General features: G+C 67.9%; 15 protein-coding genes. 6 read left to right on the forward strand and 9 right to left on the reverse strand.

The features are described from left to right. The first annotated feature begins 98 nt into the window (after positions 1–98). From AB0N63_RS08000 to AB0N63_RS08010, 3 genes are all read left to right on the forward strand, one after another. A complete protein-coding gene (locus AB0N63_RS08000) occupies positions 99–548 on the forward strand; it encodes a hypothetical protein (RefSeq protein WP_365525696.1) in 450 nt (149 codons plus the stop codon). Positions 549–894: 346 nt separating this feature from the next. Further along, positions 895–1,575 carry a hypothetical protein gene (locus AB0N63_RS08005; RefSeq protein WP_365525699.1) on the forward strand — a complete coding sequence of 227 codons (681 nt, stop codon included), beginning with the start codon at positions 895–897 and terminating at the stop codon, positions 1,573–1,575. Positions 1,576–2,111: 536 nt separating this feature from the next. After that, complete coding sequence (locus AB0N63_RS08010) at positions 2,112–3,188, forward strand: site-specific DNA-methyltransferase (protein WP_365525702.1); 1,077 nt, start codon at positions 2,112–2,114, stop codon at positions 3,186–3,188. Between the two features lie 3 nt (positions 3,189–3,191). On the opposite strand, the gene AB0N63_RS08015 is transcribed toward AB0N63_RS08010, so the two are convergent. The 7 genes from AB0N63_RS08015 to AB0N63_RS08045 form a co-directional block, all read right to left on the reverse strand. After that, a complete protein-coding gene (locus AB0N63_RS08015; RefSeq protein WP_365525705.1) occupies positions 3,192–4,424 on the reverse strand; it encodes a hypothetical protein in 1,233 nt (410 codons plus the stop codon). Positions 4,425–4,519: 95 nt separating this feature from the next. Next, positions 4,520–5,497 carry an AAA family ATPase gene (locus AB0N63_RS08020; RefSeq protein ID WP_365525708.1) on the reverse strand — a complete coding sequence of 326 codons (978 nt, stop codon included), beginning with the start codon at positions 5,495–5,497 and terminating at the stop codon, positions 4,520–4,522. 31 nt (positions 5,498–5,528) lie between these two features. Beyond that, a complete protein-coding gene (locus tag AB0N63_RS08025) occupies positions 5,529–6,173 on the reverse strand; it encodes a hypothetical protein (protein ID WP_365525711.1) in 645 nt (214 codons plus the stop codon). 588 nt (positions 6,174–6,761) lie between these two features. Beyond that, on the reverse strand, positions 6,762–7,145 hold the full coding sequence (locus tag AB0N63_RS08030) for an XRE family transcriptional regulator (protein ID WP_365525713.1): 384 nt from the start codon (positions 7,143–7,145) through the stop codon (positions 6,762–6,764). Positions 7,146–7,630: 485 nt separating this feature from the next. Beyond that, positions 7,631–8,311 (reverse strand): RES family NAD+ phosphorylase, encoded by a 681-nt coding sequence (locus AB0N63_RS08035; protein ID WP_365525715.1) that lies wholly within the window; start codon positions 8,309–8,311, stop codon positions 7,631–7,633. Between the two features lie 299 nt (positions 8,312–8,610). Then, positions 8,611–10,884, reverse strand: a complete 2,274-nt coding sequence (locus AB0N63_RS08040; protein ID WP_365525718.1) for a hypothetical protein — start codon at positions 10,882–10,884, stop codon at positions 8,611–8,613. Next, entirely contained in the window at positions 10,881–13,001 is a 2,121-nt protein-coding gene (locus AB0N63_RS08045; protein ID WP_365526404.1) for an AAA family ATPase, read from the reverse strand. Before AB0N63_RS08045 ends, AB0N63_RS08040 begins: the two co-directional genes overlap by 4 nt. A 66-nt stretch (positions 13,002–13,067) precedes the next feature. Between AB0N63_RS08045 and AB0N63_RS08050 the strand changes: the two genes are divergently transcribed. Continuing rightward, positions 13,068–14,555: a hypothetical protein gene (locus tag AB0N63_RS08050; protein ID WP_365525720.1), complete on the forward strand. Its 1,488-nt coding sequence runs from the start codon at positions 13,068–13,070 to the stop codon at positions 14,553–14,555. Between the two features lie 46 nt (positions 14,556–14,601). Here AB0N63_RS08050 and AB0N63_RS08055 read toward each other — a convergent pair whose 3' ends face one another. Then, positions 14,602–14,754, reverse strand: coding sequence for a hypothetical protein (locus AB0N63_RS08055; protein ID WP_365526455.1), 153 nt, complete (start codon positions 14,752–14,754; stop codon positions 14,602–14,604). Between the two features lie 411 nt (positions 14,755–15,165). Between AB0N63_RS08055 and AB0N63_RS08060 the strand changes: the two genes are divergently transcribed. After that, positions 15,166–15,636 carry a hypothetical protein gene (locus AB0N63_RS08060; RefSeq protein ID WP_365525723.1) on the forward strand — a complete coding sequence of 157 codons (471 nt, stop codon included), beginning with the start codon at positions 15,166–15,168 and terminating at the stop codon, positions 15,634–15,636. A 440-nt stretch (positions 15,637–16,076) separates the two neighbouring features. Further along, positions 16,077–17,864: a beta-ketoacyl-[acyl-carrier-protein] synthase family protein gene (locus AB0N63_RS08065; protein WP_365525726.1), complete on the forward strand. Its 1,788-nt coding sequence runs from the start codon at positions 16,077–16,079 to the stop codon at positions 17,862–17,864. A 99-nt stretch (positions 17,865–17,963) separates the two neighbouring features. Here AB0N63_RS08065 and AB0N63_RS08070 read toward each other — a convergent pair whose 3' ends face one another. After that, the gene (locus tag AB0N63_RS08070) at positions 17,964–19,046 is read right to left on the reverse strand and encodes a Ku protein (RefSeq protein ID WP_365525729.1); all 1,083 of its coding nucleotides are present in this window, start codon (positions 19,044–19,046) and stop codon (positions 17,964–17,966) included. Positions 19,047–19,094 lie beyond the last annotated feature (48 nt).

Raw genomic sequence — 19,094 nt, forward strand, 5'->3', positions numbered from 1 at the left:
GAGACGACACTCGGGACCTCAGCCTGCCCCGCCACAGCCCACGGTACGAAAACGGTCCACCGACTCCGTCGGCGGACCGTCATGCAAGATCGAGGTTAATGATCTGCAAGCCCTTAGTCAACGCCATGCAAGCAGAGCTGGAACAGCTACTTCAATCCGTATTTCCCTCCCCTGCCGCGCCCATGGATGCGCTGCGGTCCATGGCGCGCGAGCACCCGGAGGCTGCCATCATGGCCGCCTACCGCGAAGTTGACATGCGACTGCAGTCGTTGGTGCGGAAGACCATTCGCGCAGCCCACGCCAGAGGGGAGGCAGTCGACCGTCCCCGGACGGCCCGAAGTCAACTGGCGCTTCTGATGGCCTCTGGACTGCCTGCTGATGTTGCTGAGGTGATCACGGGGCTTTCACGACTGCGAAACGAAGTGACACACGGTGGCAGCGTGCAAAGCTCGGCTGCGATCGACTACATCAGCGCCTGTGCGGCGGCCCTGAACCTGTTGTCTCTGTACGAGCAACGCCTCATGCCACCCGATGAGGGTCAGTCTTGATCACTTCTTTGAAACGCTCCACTGACCTCGCGAACCCATGGTGCCAGCTCACAGCATGATGCGCGTCCTCGACTGGGGTGAGCCGTAGGTCACGGATCAGCGGGCGGTGAGCATGCACCGTGTCTCCCACGTGCCCGATCGGGCGGCGAACGGCGGGGAGTAGCGGGGAACACCGGAGAATGGCCCGAAAACCGCAGGTCAGCGAACTGGACCGGATCCACGTACGCGATCTTCCAAACTGGTGCTCCAGGATCCGAGCGCGGCGGGGCTTGACTGGATCGATGAAACTCCCCCGACATCGTTATTCGGCTGACTCCTGTAGGGGGCGAATGCCACACTACGTCTTATGGATGAGCTCGATCTATCGCTTTATAAGCAAGTTGGGAAACGGCTAGCGTGGGGAGTCGTAGATAGATGCATCAACAGCGGCGCAATCGATATAGAAGGGATGACCGACGAGGAAGTAGTGAGCGCTGCGCTGTTCGGCATCCTCAATGAACCAAAGTCCCGCGACTCGGCGAACGAACGGGAAGATGCACCCGACGACGAATTTTATTGGGTGACCGATTACTCTGGAGACCTACTCCTCAAGGCGACCGAGGCCATGGATGCCGAGGAGTACTGGTTTTCAATCCTCTTCTACGCCACGTGGGTCGAGCATTGGATAAACAATATCCTGATCAGCCTGAGTCGCCGCTCTAACGTCCCCGAAGGAGTAGCGATGGCGCTGGTCCGCAGCTGTAGCTTCCATCTGAAGGTGAAAGACGTGTGGACGTCATTGGGTGCGACACCAATCGAGAAAGACATCATACGCACCATGACCGACCTCATGGAACTAAGAAATGGGTTTGTGCACTATAAGTGGCAGACTCGAATGGCATCCAGCCAGGAACACGAGGATCAACGGTTGAAGCAAGTGGCATTCGAAGGACAAAAGCTCATTGCAGCGCTGCAGAAAATCGAGGACCAAGTCCTTTTCCTTGGGCGCCGAAAATCACTTCGCGCTCAACTCGGCCTCCACGACTGAGCCCCCCGGCTCTCCGGCGCCCATACAAAGCGCCCATGTGTCGTCAGCACTGCGACGGGGGGGCAGCGCGCGGACCAGCACCTGATCACACTCCTAAGGTGGCGGTCAGCGCGAGTGCTGGCGAATCAGCTACGGAACCGGGCTCGGCGCCTACCGCTGATGAGCGCAGTTCTGCTCAGCCCCCTTCCAAAACCCATGCCCGGCCCGCACGCAGGCATCGGCCAGGCCATGCACGACACCATCCGGTGTCTGCACCGCTTGGTATCCTCTCGAGTCGGGATCTAGGTAGAAGCAAGGAAGGGTGCCGCATGGCCTCTCAAGACACCTCCGCTACGGACGGGGACGCAACGCGCACGGCTGCCCGAGTCGTGCTCCCGCGGACCAGCCGAACGGAGAGCAGTGAGGCACTGTTTGAGGTCGACACCCCCGCTAGGGACGCAGTAGGCGAGCTGGACGCCCGGCTGGCCGTCGCCGACCCTGAGGCACCTGGACGACCTGAACGCCGTGTCATCCAGGGGGATGCTAGGCACATCCCCTTGGATGACAACACAGTTGATCTCGTGGTCACGTCTCCCCCGTACTGGCAGAAGCGTGACTACAAGGTCGCTGGCCAGATTGGCCAGGAACCCGACCCTGCAGGCTATGTGGCAGCGATGATGGACTGCCTCACTGAGTGGCGGCGTGTGCTGCGTCCCACTGGTTCCGTGTTTCTGAATGTGGGCGACACCTGGAAGAACCAGTCTCTCGCAGGCATTCCAGGACGGATTGAAGCAGCAGCCGCAGACGCTGGCTGGCTCATCCGCAATCGGATCATCTGGGCGAAGACTCGGGGCATGCCCGATCCCGTACAGACGCGCTTGGCCAGTCGGCACGAATACATCATTCACCTGACCCCGCAGCGCTCCTACTACTACGATCTTTTTGCGTACGCTCGCAAGTACGGACGAGCAGGCAGCACGGCTAATCCCGGAGACGTGTGGGACTTTCGCAATATCCCTTACGAGGAGGGTAGTTCACTCTGGGATGAGGAAAGCCCGATCTCCAAGGTGGACTGGGACCTCGATAACCCGGGTGACGTCTGGGACATTGATCTTGAGCGCAACATGGCTCGCCATCTCGCGCCATTCCCTAGCGAAATCGTCCAACGAGCAGTCACCTTGGCCTGCCCTCTCGTAGTTTGCACCGAGTGCGGACGCCCCCGCGAGAGGGTCGTGGAGAAAACAGCCGAACTCGACGCTTCACGCCCACAGGCTAAGCGTGCGATGGAGCTTGCGCGAGAGAAGCGACTCACAGCAGCGCACATCGCAGCCATTCAAGCTACCGGTATCTCCGATGCCGGCAAGGCACTCCATGTACAGACTGGAACCGGTCGCAATGCTGAGCACGTGCGCCAGCTAGCAGCGGAGGCGAAGGCGGCTCTGGGCGGCTACTTTCGAGAGTTCACCTTCGCCCCAAAGCGGACCGTGGCTTGGACTGACTGTGGCCATGACAGTTGGACCCACGGCACAGTGCTGGACCCGTTCCTGGGTACAGGCACGACGCTAAACGCCGCATACGACATGAGGCGCAGTGTCATCGGCATCGACCTCAACCCCGTCCCGATTAAGGACTAGCACTCACGAAGCAATGAGCTTGGCGACAGCATCTCCGAAGTTCCTTTCTTCGACTTCGGGATTATCTGCAGCCAAGTTGATTCGGTACTGAAACAGGCTAACCTCGCCAACGTCCCCAACTTTATACATCCCTGCCGTTTGATTCTCCTGAGCTGGATGGACAAGAACCACTCGATCGGTGGCATACCGCAGCGCATACGCGATGACCTGGTCCTCGCCATCACGATCTGAGCGTCGCTTAACGAGCTTATTCTTCACGTCCAGCACGCATGCTACATCTTGACCGTTTTCGCGAAGAATTACGATGTCGGGAGTAGCGAAGGAGTCGGCATAGTCGAGCTTATGCACTTCCGACCCGACATTTCGGTGGTGCGTGAACAAGACGCGCCTGGCCGTAGTGTTGCCATCAGCCACGACTTCGGACCAGCCAGCGCCAGCGCCGTGCATTTCCAAGGTTCGCCGAACATATCTCTCGAACAGATCGTTCATGTCGAACACGATGGAGGGAAGTTGCACTCCCCCCTTGGAACGATCCAGAAATATCTTCCGCTGCAGCAAAGCAGCCCTGGCTACGTCCAAAGCATCTCTGTAATACGCACGAAGGGATGGCAGGTCTCTTCGCCCAGTGACGAAATCGTCGTCCAGGAACCGAAGTGAATGATCCAGCGGGACGCCATCGAAGGCGCCGTAAAGCCTATTCAGCTGCTGTCGATTCCGCTTGACGCTAGGCACTGACGGATCTTGACTCTGTTGAGCTAGTCTCCAGAGTGCATACTTCAGACACCGATTAGCCGCGTTGTCCGCAGTCCGCTCGAAATGGCTCGACCACACCCTATGTGTCACGCCCCGCCCCTGCAGTCGAGCGGTCTGATTGACCAGAAGGCGCCCGGCGGGGAAGCTTGATTCCTCCTCAACTCGTTGATATTCACGAAATAGTCCCCCCTCCACGACTCGCTCCACATGATGGATGAGTGCTGCGGAGTAGAGGTCGAGGAGGAGTTCTTCTTTTGCATCCCCGGTCTCATAAGCACGAATTACAGGAAGCGGCAGGCGACTAGATCCGGAAATCTCCGCCATCCGGGTGAGATTAGAAACGGGAACACGCGGCTCTACGAAGATGGCAACCTTCTCGTTCAACGGGATCAACCCAATGAAACCGCGAGCCTGAAGGCGAAGCTTTCCGCCGCGAAAAGTAACAGTTAGGAAATCCTTTTTGCTAATCTCCGGATTGATCATAAGACCACCAGAGGCGTCCATGAGCTCATTTAGTGCAAGGTCGATCTGGCCTTGTTCAGAACACGGGATTACACGAGGCGTGGCTGAGTACGGCATCACGCTTGTTCCGCGTCGACTTGCCCACCGGCAGATACCTGCACCGAGACCTCCTCGACCGGGTCGCCTTCCTCAGGCGGGAAGATGGCCTGCCACCGACCCTGGACTTCTCGGAAGCCCTGCTGGTCGAGCCTGAACGCCTTCTCCAACAGAAAGCGGAGCTGGTACTCCCAAACCGCACGCAACGAATCTGCGTCGCTGACATCATGAAAGAAGACATGCCCCACAGCGGCGTGCGGATTGGACCGTGCACGCCTGTTGACAAAATCAAAGAATCGCAGCACCCCTTCGGCCAACGGCTCCGGGAGCCCGCTAATTTCCATGAACTGCTGCAGAGCATTCCTGCTCGGTTCCATCGAAACCTGAGCAAACCTCCGCCCGAATGCGGCATCAACCTCATCCACCCCGCGATCCAGGGGATTCATCGTAGCCAGAACCACTAGGTTCCTCGGTACCGAGATTTCCTCACCAGAAGCCAACTTGAAGGGGAGGTCTCGCTTCGAGGTTTCAAGGTAGGTAAGAGCCTCGCCGAAGATCCTGCCGCAGTCACCTCGACTCAACTCATCGATCACCAGAACATAATTATGCTTAGGATCACGCTGGGCTTCCTTGCACATGTAGACGAAGTGCCCATCTTCCATCTTGAAGCCGCCGCCCTCCTTGAGCGGCCTGAATCCCTGCATGAAGTCTTCATACTGATAGGAAGGGTGAAATTGCACATACCTAATCCTAGATGTGTCGCCACGAGTTAGCGCTTTGGCCACCTTATTTGCAGTCCAGGTCTTGCCCGTACCAGGAGGCCCGGTATAGATAATGCCTCCAAACCTTTCCAGAAGCCATAGAGCCTCTACGGCAAGAGGGTCATCGATGCCCACCTCAGGCTCATCAGGGCGGTTCGAAGCATGCCCGGCAGTCGCCGCAGCAATACCAATTCCCAAGTCATCCGCAGTAAGGATACGAATCGGCTTGAGGCTCATCGTTGTCGACAAGGTGATTCCCGTCCCGTCCTTAGTCTTGCGTAACCAGGGGTGTAAATATCTCAGTCATCGGTAGCGCATTGTGTTCCGTCGTGAAAATCACCGCAGCGTCTCCAGAAAGGAACGACCCTTCACCCTGTCGGAAGTTGAACTCAGCGAGAAACAACGAACACAGATGCCATTCGTTAGGGAGACCTTCGTCCGACTTGAAACCGTAGTTGCGCAGCATGAAAGCACTCAGGGCCAGAAGGAGCGCCGGCTCGCCATAGAGCAAGTGCTCCAGCACCAGCGTTGCGCTGTCTTCTTTGAGAAGGAAGTGACCATCGTCACTGACATCCACAATTCGTCTCGGCACTTGCCTAAGGGAACTGGGCGCATAGCTGCCAGCAAGGTTTGCGTTTAGCCAGTAACGCTCGGGCTTGCTTATCTCCTGAAAAAGGGGGCGATAGTAGGGCTTCTTAGGTGGACCGCCAGGCATCGTTAGATACTTGCCCAAATCCGTCCATATGGGCATCACCGGCGTGGGAGCGCCCTCATCAGGGGTCAGCCCGTGCAGGTAGAGATAGGCGAGGAAGAACGGGTGAATCCGGCGGGTGGTCAGCGTATCGATCGCCCACCGGACGACCTCGGTGCTCACCACGTAATCCTGTGTAGTGCTCACTTGCTCGTCAGTCACAGAGATCACTTTAGGGTGGCCGCCGTGAGCTGCGTGGCCCATTTGTGGACTGAAGGTGGCCAGTTGGGTCGCTCCAAGGCCCTGAGCTGCGAACGCTCTCAGGGTGCAAGCCCCCTCCGGAGCCGTGTGCGCAGGTTCGAATCCTGCCGGGGGCACACTGTGTGTGCCGAAGACCCCGCCATCAGCGAGTTCGCTGAGTGCGGGGTCTTGTCGTATGTGCAGGCGGATGCCGCCGGGAGCAGCCGTTTCCTACCGGGCCGCGACCTGGAAGTGTCGTTTCGGCTGCGGCACAGCCGACTTGGCCGGGCTTTCTCCAGCCATTTCCAACAGCTCCGTCGAGGGACGGACGGGACGGCGAACGAGCACCGCTCGACCTGCCGAAGGCCCTGTTCCTCAGCGGTGCCGCCGAGAGGAGCAGGGCCTTCCGTGCGGGTACAGCTGGGCGCGTCCCCGAGCGAGCCCGGGAAGGGGTGTGCGGGTTCGGGCGCTCACGATGTCTGGCCCTGAGTTTCGAGTCATTCGAGTCGGGTGGGGCCCCGAGCGTCCCCCCGGGGAGCGGGCAATACGCCGGCGGCGGCGTAGGTGTTGTCAGAGGTCGCCCTGGCGGTAGGAGCGGGCTGCGGCCATGACTTCCTTGAAGTGGTCGTCGGCGATGGCCTGCAGGGGGGAGCTGTCCTCGAGCTGGGGGTTCATCCCCATCATCCAGGCGCGTGCGACGTGCCGGTTCTCGCACTCCTCGATGTACCGGAAGACCTGGAACGCGGTGCGCAGGCGGAACTCGGAGTCGAAGCGGGGGTTGTTCTGCCCCCGGCACCACCGGCCGACCTGCTTGGCGTCCTCGATGCCGGCGACGTAGGCGACGGTGCGCTGGCTGAACTGTTCCTGAAGGAAGCGGGCGATCTCGGGGATGCCCAGCTCTGCTGTGTCGCGGTGGGCTCGGTCCTCGGCGGTGATCTCTCGCTGAGTGGACATGGTCTCCTCGTTTCCTCACCGCTCGCTGGTGTCGCCTGTGGAGCGGGAGATGTCACGCCGTGCGCGGCGTGAAGGCTGTGTGTGGTGGTGACCGCGGGGGTTCAGCTGGGGCGGGGAGCGCCACGCGTGCTTGCGTCCGGGTCGCTGCGATGGGCAGCACACTGTGTCGGCCTGGAGGAGGCGCAGATGCGCAGGAACGTACTCGGTGCGACGTGCTCTGATCGCGGTCCAAGCCCGGCTAACCGGCCTATCGATCTTCCCAACATCGGTCCCCCTCTTGGCTGTTGGGTCGATGGTACCCGTTTTGCAGCTCTAAAATCCATGGCTTTCCCCGGTGAAAACACCCCTGAATCCCCCCTTCGGTGCCGCTCGAACATCGCTGACCTGGCACTATGCGGGCCACGCGGGTTGCTGAAGTGTGACGCGCGGAACGCCGGGCGGACCTGAACGAGTGATGGTGGATACGTCCAGTTGACGCAACATGCTCACCTGACGGTCAGTCCGTACTCCCGCGCCACTTCCTGCAACTCGGCCGTCTCGGCCCGGATGGCGCGGCGTTCCTCCTCCCTGAGCGGCGTGTCGCGCAGGATCGCCCAGCACTGGCACCCGCCGTACAGCGAGCGGTAGGTGATGCCCTGGTACTTCTGGCCGCCCTCGCTGTCGCGCTGGGCCACCGCCCAGGCGGCGATCTGGCGCGCGATACGGCGGTCCCTGCCGTAGATGTCGCGGTCGGTGAGGGGGCCGGTGACGCCCCACTTGGCGAGTTCCGCCTCCAGCTCGTCGGCCAGCGCCTTCCTGGTGTCCTCGGAGTCGACGTCGAGGAAGGCCGCCTCCGCCGTCGGGACCAGCCGGACGAGGATGCGCTCGTCCCGCCAACTGGAAGGGACCTGGCCGATCCCCATGAGGTCGGAGTTGGGCTCGGCGTCGCTCATGAGGGCGCGGATCACCGGATCGACCCGGAAATGCGCCAGTGCCTCGGCGAAGCAGCCGGCGAGATCGCTGGCGCAGTAGAGCATGCCGTAGGAGAAGAGGCTGAAGCGGCCGGCTGACGAACCGCTGAACGTATCGGGCTCCACCTGGTTGTACCGGACGGGGTCGTGGGCCCAGCCCAGGCGCCACACACCGTCCGGGGGCGCGGGGACGCTGGTGACGGAAGGCGTCGTCATCGGCGGTGTCCTCCGTCCCGGCCGGCCGCCGTGGTGGACGGCCGGGCGTCGCCGTCGGCCGTCACGGGGACCGGACCACCAGGGCGGCCGGCGGATCGGGTTAAGGCAGCGGTCATGGCTCCTCACCGGTTTCGCGTGTTACGGGTGTCACAGGTATGACGGGTGACTCATCGAACAGTCGTGGCCCCCAGGCACTGGGCGGAACATTCTCCCGAACCGCTGCCGCTCCTCAGGGCTGTTGGGGGGAGCGCACGGGGCGCATTCGCAGTGCGTGGGCGCATAGGGCAGGCGCACGGTCCTCAGAGACGGTCGTGATCCAACCGGAAGACGGAGGTCTCCCGCTCACCGGTCGCCAACAGGAGCAGGGCCCCTTCGCGGGTGTGGTCACGGGCGGTCTTCAGGGTGCCGACGGGCTCCGCGGTGACGATCTGGAGCAGCCGCCGGTCCGCGTCCGGGTCCCACAGGTGGATGCTGGTCCTGCCCGCCGCGGCGAAGAGCCGGCGGCCGGAGGGCAGGGTCAGGGACGTCACCGCGGTCAGTTCACCGTCACCGGGGCTGAGCTGTGCGGTCTGCTCGCCGGTGTCGGCCCGCCAGAGTTTGAGGGTCCCGTTCTGGCCCGCGCTGGCCACGAGCGACTCGTCGTCGGGTCCCAGGGCGAAGGCGAGGTCGTTCACGAAGTGCTGTCCGCACCTGATGGTCGGACCGCACTGCTGGAGGGTCCGCACGTCCCACACCCGTACGTTGCCGTCGCTGCCGCCGGAGGCGACCCGGAAGCCGTGCCGGCGGCGGTACTGGGTGGCCAGGCAGCGCACGCTGAACTGATGGTCGGGGAAATGAGCCAGGCGCCGGCCGGACGGCAGGTCCCACACGCACACCCGGCCGTCTGGGCTGCCGCTGGCGAGGAGTTCGACACCGTTCAGCGGCACCATCGTCAGCGCGGGCAGATGGTGCCCGGGCAGCTCCAGCACGGGTTCACCGTGCGGCTTCGCCGGGTCCAGCAGGATGATCCGGCTGTCCTCCAGCGCGACCGCCAGATGCAGCCGGCCCTTCAGCCGGGGCCAGGCCAGAGCGGTCACCGCCTGCCCCTCGTGAACGGTCCGGAGATCGGTGGAGCGGTGGATGTCCCCGACGGCGATCCGGCCGCCCCGGGCCGTGGCCAGGAGATGCGGCTGTGTGGAGGAAAGGGCGCTGGCCGTGATGCGGTCCCGGCGTTCGGGGGCGTCGTGGAAGGTCCGTGCGGTCAGGGGCCAGCTCCGTACGGTGGCATCGGCTCCGGCGGTGATCAGGCGGGGTCCGGCCGCGCCGGTCGGGCAGGTGAGGGCGTTGAGTGCGGCGGTGTGGGCGGGCAGCGGCCTGCCGACGGGTTCGAGACCGGGCAGGCTCCACAGGCGGGCGCTGCCGTCGCCGCACGCCGTCACCAGGGCCCAGCCCTCGTCGACCCGGGTGAGCAGCAGCGAGGTGATGGCCGAACCGCTGCCGGGCGCCCGGTCGACCGTGTCCCCGGAGCGGGTCGCGTCGTGCACGGAGAGGTTCCCGTCCTCGTCGGCCACGGCGTACCGGCCCGGCCGGGGCAGTGCGGCGACGGCGCGCACGCGCGCCCGGTGCTCCGAGAGCAGCCGGGTGCGGCGGCCGTCGTAGAAGTGGACGCTGTCGCGCTGGGCGCACAGCAGCCCCTGGCCGCCACCTGGCATCGGCAGGGGACTCAGCAGAGGGCTGTCCGTGAGGCGGGGGAGCGGGATGTCCACGGGGCGGAGCACGACCGGATGGAGGGCGGCGACGTACCCGTCGCTGAACGCCGCCAGCAGGGCCGGAGTGTGGTGTGCGGGCCGGTGCAGGGCCAGGGAGCTGACCCAGGTCCCCGGCCGGCGCGGCACGGCCCGGAGTTTCAGCCGGCCGTGCAGGGCGTCCACGACGGTGACGGAGCCGTCGCTGCTGCCGGTCGCCACCAGGCCGCCGGGCAGGGCCAGCAACTGGGTGATCTGACCGCGGTGGACGCGCAGCGGTGCGTAGGCGTTGCTGCCGTCGTGGCGCAGGGCGTGCAGGAAGCCGCGGTCGTCGCCGGCCATGACGAGGGCGCGGTCGTACGGGGCGTCGACGGCGGCCAGCGCGGTCACGGCGACCTCGTTGACGAGCCACACGTTGTCCGGGGCGGCCCCCTCGCTCCAGACGGGGGTCACCGGTGACCGGTCGAACGCCTGGGGCTCGGGCACCCCGGCGGGGGTGGCCTGGGTGGTGTGCCGCGCCAGGCGGAGGCTGGTCGCGCGGGACAGCGGGTCGACGTCGCGCACGAACGGCTCGAGCCGGGCCCAGGCCTGGAGCCACTGGCTTCCGGCGGCGTCGGTGGGGTGTGTCGCCAGCAGCCGGCGCACCCCGAGACTCGATTCCCACGGCAGCAGTGCGGGCGGGACATGGGCGTCGTCGAGGACACGGCCCCGCGCGGCGTGCTCGGCCAGGTGCCGGCGCAGGTAGGGGTGCGGCGGCATGGTCGAGTCGTCCGGTACGAGTTCGGCCAGCGCCTCGGCGATCCGGCGGTGGATCTCGCTGTGGCCGCTGCGCTCGATGGGGTCGCTCACTGCTCGCTCCCGGCGTCGGACGCGACGTCGTCGGCCGGGAGGTCGTCGTCGGCCAGGTCGTCGTCGGTGTTCGTCAGCAGGTCCACGAGGGCTTCGTGGGCGGGGCGGTAGACGAGCCGGTTGTCCTCGTGGTCGTGGGCGAGATAGCCGCTGAGCCGGCCGGCGAGAAGTCTGGCGATCATGGTGTCCCATTCGTCGGCGGGCAGCCGGCGCCGCAGGAAGACCCCCGCGACCTGGGGCCAGATGTCCGACCAGGGGACGCCGGCTCCCTGGGCGAAGGCGGCGGCCCGCAGCAACGCCAGGGCGACGTCGCGGGGCAGCCCGTCCTGGTCCTCCTCGACGAGCCGCAGGTCCTGGACGAGCAGGCCGCGGATGCCCTGCCTGAGTCTCTTCTGCCACCTGGGATGCGCGGCCAGCTGTGCCGGATCACGGGCCTTGCGCAGGTGCTCTCCCGCCACCCTGGCGTCGATGAAGGACGGCGCGAGGACGGGGGCGACCAGTCGCGCGGCGGCCCGGGCCGTGCCGCGGTGGCCGCCGGCGCTGATCAGGGCGTGCAGGTACTCCTCGATGTCCCGCCGGGCGTCCTCGCCGTCGGTGCGCTGCACCTCGGCGGTGCGGAAGACCTGCCTGAGCACCTGCAGCAGTTCGTGTTCGTCGCCGGCGGCCGACGGGTCGGGGCGGGAGGAGGGGCGGGTGGAGCGGATGCCGATCAGCAGCCGCGCCGCGGGCCGCGCCGCCGGTGGGCCGTCGTCCGTCCGCTGGCCGGGCACGCCGGGGGACGGCGCGCAGAACCCGCTCAGCGGCGCCAGCACGTCGTGGACGATGCGGTGACGTTCGAAGGCTTCGTCCAGCCCGTCGATCACCAGCGTGACCGGTTGCCCGGCATCGCGCACGTAGTCGTGGAGCTGGCCCGACCAGCGCTGCACCGGGTCGTCGGCCGGCCCCACCGGGGCGGGGCGGACCCGCAGGGCGCGCAGCAGGTCGGAGGCGACCTGGGCGGCGTTGCGGCGGTGTGCGAGGACGGCGGCGGTCACCGACCCCTCCGGGGGGATCGTGTCGGCGGCCGCCAGGTCCGCGGCCGCCTTGTACAGGGGGTCCTCGCGGAAGAGCGGGTCGCTGAGCACGACGGCGCGGGCGATCACGGCGGACTTGCCACTGCCCGTGCTGCCGGTGATGAGCAGGACGCCTCGCCTGCGCCGGGGCCCGAGGAACGTCGCGATGTGCCGGTTGAGGTCGTCCCGCCCCCGGAAGTACCACCCGGCGTCGCTCTCCTGGGTGCGGCCGGTGGCGCGGTCCAGCCAGTAGCCGTCGGCCGCGGTCGCCTGCCGCGGGCTCGCCCCGATCAGGTCCCGGGCGCGCACGTACCCCGGGTTGGGCAGGCAGGGGCTGGGGGCTTCGAGTCCGCTGCCGTCCACCAGGCGCCGCAGGCGGTAGCGCTCGCGGTCGGCGTGGCGTAGCTCGCGCTCGTACTCGGCCATGAACTCCACCACGGTCAGGTACGGGGTGGTGATGCCGGACTTGGTGCGGAGCCGTTCGTACACGCCGCGCAGTGTGGTGGGGAAGCGGCGGACCTCGATGGTGCGGTTGTGGGCGCAGGTGACGAGCACGTCAAGGCGGCTCTTCTCCCGCCGGTCCTGGCCGAGGTCCTTGACCAGGAGGGAGAGTTCGGTGTCGAGTCGGGCCGCGTAGCAGGCGTTGACGATCACCAGGACGTTCTCGACGTGGGAGTCGAGCGCGGCGGCGATGATGTCGCTGGTGCGCACGGCCGTGGCCAGGTAGCGCCCCTGCTCGGTCTCCGGCAGTTTGAGGAAGTGGGTGCCGGAGGTGGCGGCGATGCCGTGTCCGGTGATGAACAGGACCAGGGCGTGGCCCCGCATCCCGCGTACGCCCTCGGTGCGCAGCAGGTCCTCGACGTCGTCGCGGCTCTTGAGGGCACGCGGGGGCACGGCGTGGAACGGCGGCAACGAGCCGCCCGGGCCCCACCACTGGCCGACGACCTCGAGCTGCTCGTCGATGCCGGCCGCGAACTCCTCCGCCTCGTCCTCGTCGTCGTCCTCGTAGTCACGGACGGCGACGGTCAGCAGTGTCCGCGGGCCGACGGGCCGGTCGTCCTCCATTGCGGCCACTGCGAGTTGTTCCTGAACCTCGCCCCCCGTGTGCCCCATCTCACTAGTGTGACAGGCATGATTCAGCGGGCACAGGGCCATCTCCCCACTCACTCCTACGGATTGGAGCCACCGGCACTTCCCGAGGTCACCCATGACGCCGTCGTCGTCGTTCCGGGCATCATGGGGAGCGAGTTGCTGGACACGGGCACCGGCGACGTGGTGTGGGGGCTGGCGAACAGCCGTTGGCTCACCCGTGCCTGGCTGACCCGCTCCGGGCTGGCGCCCCTCCAGCTCACCCCCGACGAACTGGCGGGCCACTACGGCCGCGTCGTCGCCCCGAGACTGCTCAGGACCCCGGTCTGGAGCCCGTTCCTCAACGGCTTCGAGCCCTACCACAAGCTGCTGCGGACCATCGGGAACACCGTCGCGCACCCCGAGGCGGTCCTCACCTTCCCCTATGACTGGCGTCTGCCCGTCGCCGCCCATGCCCGCGCCCTGGCCACCGCGGCCCGCGAGCACCTCACCCGCTGGCGCGCGCACCCGGCCCAGGCGGCCGCCCGGGCGCACGCGGTCGACCAGCGTGAGGCGCGTCTCGTCTTCATCGCCCACTCCATGGGCGGGCTGGTCACCCGTGCGGCCCTCTCCCTCGGCGGTGACGGCGACCTCGCCGACGACACCCGGGGCGTCATGACCCTGGGCACCCCCTATCAGGGGTCCGTGGTCGCGGCCAACATCCTCAACGCCGTCCAGGGCGCGCCCATCCCGCTGCCGCACGGCCGGCTCGCCGCCGCGGCCGCCACCATGCCGGGGGTGCACGACCTGCTGCCGCGCTTCCTGTGCCTGGAGGAGGACGACACCGTCCGTCGCCTCACGCCCGCGGACGTCGCCGATCTCGGGGGCGACAAGGACCTCTTCCAGGCGTCGCAGGACTTCTTCGAGACCCTCGCCCGCGATCCGCTGCCCGGGCTCCGGCCCATCGCCGGCGTCGGCCAGGCGACCGTCCAGTCGATGCGGCTGGTCTCCGGCGTCGTCCACGCCTCCGAGTACTGCTTCCGCGCGGACGGCGACGGGGAACTCAAGCGCGACGCCCACGGGCGCCCCCTGCGGTTCCCCGGCAAGGGCGACGGGACGGTCCACCGACCCTCCGCCTCCCCCGCCCGCAACACCCAGAACATCTCCGCCCAGCACGGGGCACTGGCGAGCGGCTCCCAGGCCCAGGTCGCGGTCTCCTCCTTCCTCCTGGAGGACGACCACCTCGGCCAGGAGCAGGCCGACCGGGTGTTGGGACTTCAGGTGCCCGACTACGTCCGGGCCGCCGCCAGGTGGGACGTGTCCGTCACCGGGACCGACGACCCGGCGGGCGTCACCTGCTCCGTGTCGGCCGTCGACTCCGAGTACAGCAGGACGGCCCGCGTACAGACGGACGGCGACGACCGGCTGCGCGCGACGGTCTCCGTTCCCGACACGGGCCTCTACCGGGTCACCGTCACCGCGGACCACAGCCCCCCGCTCACCCAGCTGGTCTTCGCCGGACCGGGCGGGACCGGGTTCATCGACGAATAAGGGCCTGGGAGACGGGAGGCGGCGGCCGGGGCGGTCGCCGCCCGGGTCAGGCCGCCGGCGTTCCCTCCTTCGGGCGGCGGGGCCCCGGGCGGTCCAGGTGGAGGACCACGGTGGTGCGGAAACGGTGCACCGCGTCGTCCACGCTGCGGATGACGTTCTCGCTCAGGGCTCCCAGAGAGACATTCGAGCCCTTGGTCATCTCATGCACAGATGCCCCACCGATACACAGACCGGACACGGGGGATCTCCCGTCCCGGCCATCTCACGCCACGACGCAGAGTGACGCGCCGCGCACAAGTGACTGCAGTGCTCACGGAGCGGGGCGGAAGGGGTCGTTCGGCGCTCGGCTGCCGACCGGGCCCGTCCGGTGCCCGCGGGCGGCGGTCGGCCGGGGTGTCGTGACAGGGCTGTGACGGGAGGGGTGAGCTGGGCCACAGACGGTTCCGCCTCGGTCCTGGTGGGGTTGGCCGAACAGGCCCGGGCCGGTCGGCGCCGCGCCGGGCGGGTCCGTGTCGGTCGGCGCCATGTCGATGCGGGTCCGTGTCAGTGCGGGTCCGTGTCGATGCGGGTCCGTGCTCGTCCCTCTGCCGCGCGTGAGGACGTGAGGCTCGTGTTCGTCGGATTCGCCGTGTGCGCGCTGTGCGCCGTCGGGGCGGTGATCTCGTTGTTCGGGGTCCTCGCGATGCTGTTGCCGGGGCGGCCCCAGCCGTGGGCGTCGCATCTGCTGCGGCGCGGGGCGCTGTTCGCGGGCTGCGGGGCGGCGGCCGTCTACTCGCTCGGTCTCTTCGGGGTCCTGGCCTCCGAGTCCCAGTTCGACGACGGCGCCGACTCGGTGCCGGCCCCGGCCTGCCGGGACGGCTTCGGTCCGGAGACCGTCCGGGGCCTGAGCCACCACCGGTCCTCCTACCTCCCCCTGCGCTTCGACTGCGTGCGCGCCGACGGCAGCGTCTACTCCAGCGACCCCTCCTACACCTGGATCAACTGGACGAGCCTCTCCCTCGCGCTGGCCGGCGCGCTGCTGGTCATCGGTGCCGGGTACGCCGCCGAGGTACGGGCCCGGAGGGCCGCCGCCGCGGTGTGACGCGACGCCGCCTCCCGGCCCGACGGGCTCGGGTCCGGACTCGGGCCCCTTGCAGTGACCTGGCTCTCAGTCACCTCAGCCATCCCTCCCGTATCGCTCATATCGGTCAACCGGTCATCTCACTCAGGGCGGTGCGCCCGTGACCCGCGTCTCGCCTCGGGCGTCCCGTCGTCGGTGACCTGGCTCTCACCTCGCGGCGGGGGCGCGCGTGCGGACCGCTCTCGGCCTCACGGGCCGAGTGTGCGTGACCCGGCGCACATCCCGATGCGATCCGTGACCCAACTCGCGTACTGTCCGGGCGATTTACGGGTATTCGTACAGACGTCCTGTTTGGGACCCATCTCTATTTCCGTGGTTTTCCGGCCCTTTGCCCGTTTCACTCGTCCTGGTCCGCCTTACGGCAGTTGGGTCACAGGAAGCAGCCAGGAAGAAGTACGGGTATGTCCTATTCATCCGAGATGCCAGAAGTCCCCATGCATCCCCACCCGGTGACCGCCGCCGAGGTCGTCCCCGGCGATCTCGTGGCGCTGACGCGGGAGGCCGCCGAGGCGCGGCAGTGGTGTGTCGTGATGCACACCCTGCCCGAGTCGCCCGAGACGATCCGCGTGACGCTGCGGCCGCCGCTCGGCGGAGCGGACCGCGACGAGGTGTGGCGGCGCGGCCAGGAGGTGGTCGTCGCCGGGCGGCGGATGGACGTGGCGGCCGTGCCGGCCGTGACCTCGCCCCTGCTGGACGCCGTGGAGTTCCGCGACGGGGACACCGTGACCCGGCTGCGGGCCGTCGACCCGGAGGGCGTCGAGGTGACGTACCGGCGGCGGTGGGGCGTCTGGCACCGGGACCTCGACTCCCGGACCGCCGGTACCGTCACCGACGACGTGGTGCGCGGCTGGGCCGCCGACGCCGACCGCGCGGGCCATGTCGTACGCCATCACGCGCGGCCGGCGTGTGAGCCCGCCGCGGTCGCCCCCCGGCGGGTCGTCGTGACCGGCCTCGGGGCCGTCACCCCGCTCGGCGCCGGCGTGGACCAGCTCTGGCGGGGACTGCTCGAAGGACGGCACGGCATAAGGGAGTTGACGGACGGGGAGTTCGCCGAGCTGCCCGTGCGCACCGCGGGCGTCGTGCCGGTGGACCCGGCCGAACTGCTGCCCCGGGCCGCGGCCCGCCGGATGAACCGGTCCGCGCAGTTCGCCGTGCTCGCCGCCCGCGAGGCCTGGAACGACGCCGGGTTCGCCGAGGGCGGCACCCGGGAGAGCGGGCTCGACCCGGAACGGGTCGGGGTCAGCCTCGGCGCCATCCTCGGGGACGCCTCCGTGCTGGTCGGCGGCGACCGGAAGCTGCGCGAGAGGGGGCCGCGCGCGGTGTCCCCGCTCACCACGCCGATGACCGTGCCCTCGCAGGCCGCCTCCCAGGTCTCCCTCGACCTGCACATCACCGGGGAGGCGCGCACCGTCACCAGCGCGTGCGCCTCCGGCACCGAGGCCATCGGGCAGGCGATCGACCGCATACGGTACGGGCGCGTCGACGTCGCCCTCGCCGGCGGCGCGGAGGCGGTCGTCACGCCCGCGATCATGGCGTCGTTCGCCGCGATGCGCGCCCTGTCCGGTCTCGGGCTGGAGGACGGCGTCTCGCCGTCACGGCCCTTCGCCAAGGACCGCGCCGGGTTCGTCAACGGGGAGGGGGCCGGGCTGCTCGTCCTGGAGGCCGAGGAGCACGCGCGGGCCCGGGGCGCCCGGATCTACTGCGAGGCCGCCGGGTGGGGGCTGTCCGCCGACGCCCATCACATGGCCGCGCCCGACCCCAGCGGCGGCGGGGTCGCGCTCGCGCTGCGGCGGGCGGTGCGGGACGCGGGCGGGCACGTCGTCGACGTCGTGCACGTCAACGCGCACGCCACCGCCACGAAGGAGGGCGACCTCGCCGAGGCGGGCGCGCTGCGGGCGGTGCTCGGCGAGGGCGCGCGGGCGGGTGCGGGGGTGCCCGTGACCGCGCTCAAGGGGCACCTCGGGCACATGCAGGGGGCCGCCGGGGGTGTCGAGGCCGTCGCCGCCGTGCTCACCCTGCACAACGGGATCGTCCCGCCCACCGTGGGGTGCGCGGAGGTGGACGAGGACATCGCCCTCGACGTGGTGACCGGCGCCCCGCGCCCGCTGCCCGCGGCGGGCGACCTGGTCCTCAGCAACTCGTTCGGTTTCGGCGGCCACAACGCGGTACTGGCGCTGCGGCGGGTGTAGGGCGACAAGGGGTGGGGGTGAAGGAGTGGGGCGCAGGGATCGGGGCGGCGCGCTGCGCCCGTTCCCCCGGCCCCCGGAACCCGGGGGCCGGAGCGCCCCTCACGCCGTGCGTTTGCGGGCCGCCGTCTTCTTGGCGGGAGTCTTCTTCGCCGTGGACTTCTTGGCCGTGGACTTGGCGGTGGACTTGGCGGTGGACGCCGTCTTCTTCGGTTCGGGCTTCGCCGTGGTCTTCTTGGCGGTCGTCTTCTTCGCGGTCGACTTCTTGGGCGCGGAGCGGGCCGGCTTCTCCTCGGCGGCGCGGGAGGTCTTGCGGCGCGGGAGGTGTCTGACCTCGGCCTCGGACTCCGGCTCGGACGCCGCCTCCTCCCCCTCCCCCTCGGCGGTCGCCTCCGCCCCCCTTTCCTCGCCCCTGGACCGCTTGGCCGCCCGGACGCTCTTCTCCAGGGCCGCCATCAGGTCGAGGACCTTGCCGCCGGGGGCCGGTTCCGGGGTCTCGGGCGGCGTCTCGCCGGCCGCCTTCGCCGCGATGACCTCCTCCAGCGCCTCGCGGTACTCGTCGTGCAGCTCCGACAGGTCCACCTCGCCCAGGGTGTCCATCAGGGCGTCCGCGAGGTCCAGCTCCTGGTCGCGTACCGTCACGTCCACGTCCGGGGCCACCCCCTGCGGGGCGCGGATCTCGTCCGGCCACAGCAGGCCGTGCATCGCGATCACGTCGTCCACCACCCGGAGCATCCCCAGCCGCTCCCGGCCGCGCAGCGCGAACTTCGCGATCGCCACCCGCTTGCTGCGCTTGAGGGCCTCGCGCAGCAGGGTGTACGGCTTGGCGGCGGGGGCGCCGCTGGCGGCCAGGTAGTAGGCGCTCTCCATCTGGAGCGGGTCGATCCGGTCGGCCGGGACGAACGCCACGATGTCGATCGTCCGCGCGGTCGGCAGGGGCAGATGGGCCAGGTCCTCATCCGTGATCGGGACGATGCTGCCGTCCGACTCCTCGTACCCCTTGCCGATCTCCCCCTGGCTGACCTCGCGGTCCTCCAGCTCGCACACCTTGCGGTAGCGGATGCGGCCGCCGTCCTCCGTGTGGATCTGACGGAAGGAGATGGTGTGGTGCTCGGTGGCGTTCATCAACTTGATCGGAATGCTGACCAGGCCGAACGAGATGGCGCCGTTCCAGATGGATCGCACTGCAGCACCTTCCGGATCGAGACGGTACGGGAGGTAGGTCCGAGGCGT

Origin of the sequence: Streptomyces sp. NPDC093260, from assembly GCF_040683715.1 — a bacterium.
In the GTDB taxonomy this organism is placed as follows: Bacteria; Actinomycetota; Actinomycetes; order Streptomycetales; family Streptomycetaceae; genus Streptomyces; species Streptomyces sennicomposti.